Source organism: Hymenobacter coccineus (assembly GCF_001816125.1).
Classification (GTDB): domain Bacteria; phylum Bacteroidota; class Bacteroidia; order Cytophagales; family Hymenobacteraceae; genus Hymenobacter; species Hymenobacter coccineus.
The window spans coordinates 1-1,948 of the sequence record NZ_MDZA01000257.1; the positions used below are offsets into that span (position 1 = coordinate 1).

Annotated in this window: 3 protein-coding genes; all 3 read left to right on the forward strand. The window is 70.3% G+C overall.

Annotation, left to right across the window (positions count from 1 at the left end):
• The coding region (locus tag BEN49_RS28055) for a hypothetical protein (RefSeq protein ID WP_070744595.1) at nt 1–619 on the forward strand (619 nt) is incomplete at its 5' end.
• A 106-nt stretch (nt 620–725) separates the two neighbouring features.
• Entirely contained in the window at nt 726–1,415 is a 690-nt protein-coding gene (locus BEN49_RS14600) for a response regulator transcription factor (protein ID WP_070744597.1), read from the forward strand.
• 186 nt (nt 1,416–1,601) lie between these two features.
• Nucleotides 1,602–1,948 (forward strand): hypothetical protein (locus tag BEN49_RS14605; protein ID WP_204376126.1); only part of this gene is annotated, 347 nt, incomplete at its 3' end.

The following is a 1,948-nucleotide window of genomic DNA, read 5'->3' on the forward strand; positions in this document are numbered from 1 at the left end:
GCCCGGCCCCCAAGGCGGCCCCGGCGGTCCGCGCGGCGGCCAGGTGCAGGTGCTCACCGACGTGCACGGCACCCTGACGGCCTACCAGTCCCTGAACGACGAGCAGGTGTACGACGCCTTCGTGCTGCGCGCCGACGGCGGGGCCCCGGCCGATACCGTGCACTTCCCGCACCACCTCGGCCAGCAGCTGCTGGCCGCCGCTAAAGCTGGCAGCACCGTGACGGTGAGCGGCTTCCGCCAGGCCGGGCCCAATGGCCGTAGCCACTTCCACTTCGTGGGCCTGACCAGCGGCAGCCAGAGCGTGGCCGACGCCCGGCCCACGCCACCCGCCACCCCGCCCACCGAAACCAGCGCCACCGTGCGCGGCACCGTGCGTGAACTGCGCCGGGGCCCCAACGGCCGCGTGCGCAGCCTGGTGCTGAGCGACCAAACTGTACTCCAGCTCTCGCCCGTTGCCGTGGAGCAGCTCGCCGACAAGCTCACCGTGGGCGCCAGCCTCGAAGCCACCGGCACGCTGCGCGCCGCCCACCCCGGCGAGGCCCTGGCCACCACCACCCCCGCCCGCGTAGTACACGCCGAAACCCTGACGCTGGGCGGCAACAAGTACCTGATGCGCTAGTTCCGGGCGCGGCCTTAGCCAATCCAAAAACGACGTGGGGCCCCGGCTCCGCGCCGTTTTTTGGGTTTGCCCAAATTTCACTTTACCCCGCCATTCGGCTGATTTTATGCGCATTCTCATCGTCGAAGACGAGGCCCGGCTGGCTGGGTTCATTCAGCAGGGCCTCACGCAGGCCGGGCACGTGGCCGACGTGGCCGCCACCGGCCCGGAGGGCCTGGAGCGCGCCGCCGCCACGCCTTACGACTGCATTTTGCTCGACCTGATGCTGCCCGGCCAGAGCGGCCTTGACGTGCTGCGCAACCTGCGCGAGTTTGGACTGAGCGTGCCCGTCATCATCCTCAGCGCCCTCACCGACGCCCGCCACGTGGTGAGTAGCCTCGAAGCCGGGGCCGTGGACTACCTGCGCAAACCCTTCGCCTTCGACGAGTTGCTGGCCCGGCTGCTTATCACCGGGCGCAAAACCGCGGGGCCCGCCGGGGCCGAAGCCCTGCGCCTGGCCGACCTCGTGCTCGACCCGCTGGGCCGCACCGTGACGCGCGCCGGCCGGCCCCTGAGCCTTACCAACCGCGAGTTTGCAGTGCTGGACCTACTGCTGCGCAACGCCGGCCGGGTGGTGACGAAAACCCGCCTCGCCGAGAAGGTGTGGGACGTGGAGTACGACATGGGCTCGAACGTGATTGAGGTGCACGTCTCGCAGCTGCGCCGCAAGCTCGACCGCGACTTTGCTCCTGCCCCCGCCTTGCTCGAAACCGTGATTGGCCAAGGCTACCGCTTGCGCGAGCCGGTGGGGGACTAGCGCGCCGGGCTGCCGGCTTTTTCAGCCGGCTGCCCGGTAATCGCCGAACAGAGGCGGTCCATCGTCAACGGCGGAATGGCCATTAGTGTGCGCTATCCATTATTTACCGTCTTGGGCTGGCCACGATTACCGGGCAGCCGGCCGAAAAGCCGCAGCCCGGACCAGTTCTGCCTCAGAAAACCTTCTATGCTTTCTTCCCCTCCTATTTCCTCCGCGCCGGCGCGCCGGTTCCGGCTGGGGCTGCGGGGGCAGCTGCTGCTGGTGTTCGGGCTGGTGTTTGGGCTGGCCACGCTGGCGGCCGGCGGCTACCAGTACCGCAGCCTGGCCCGCCTGCTGGCCCGCGCCGACGACGCCCAGCTGCGCACCCGCGCCACCCGCCTGCTCGACCGCGTGGTGCTGGACCCGCTGCCCACCCTGCCCCTGCCCGACCAGCTCGGCGAAATCATGCGCGTGGCCTTTGAGGCGCCCGGCCAGCCGGCGCGCGAGCTGTTCCGGTCGGCGCAGTTTCCGGCGGGGGCCCCCGGGCTGCCGCG

Excerpts from the sequence above, each read along its gene's own strand:
- BEN49_RS14600 (WP_070744597.1), top strand. The coding sequence starts at position 726 with ATGCGCATTCTCATCGTCGAAGACGAGGCCCGGCTGGCTGGGTTCATT.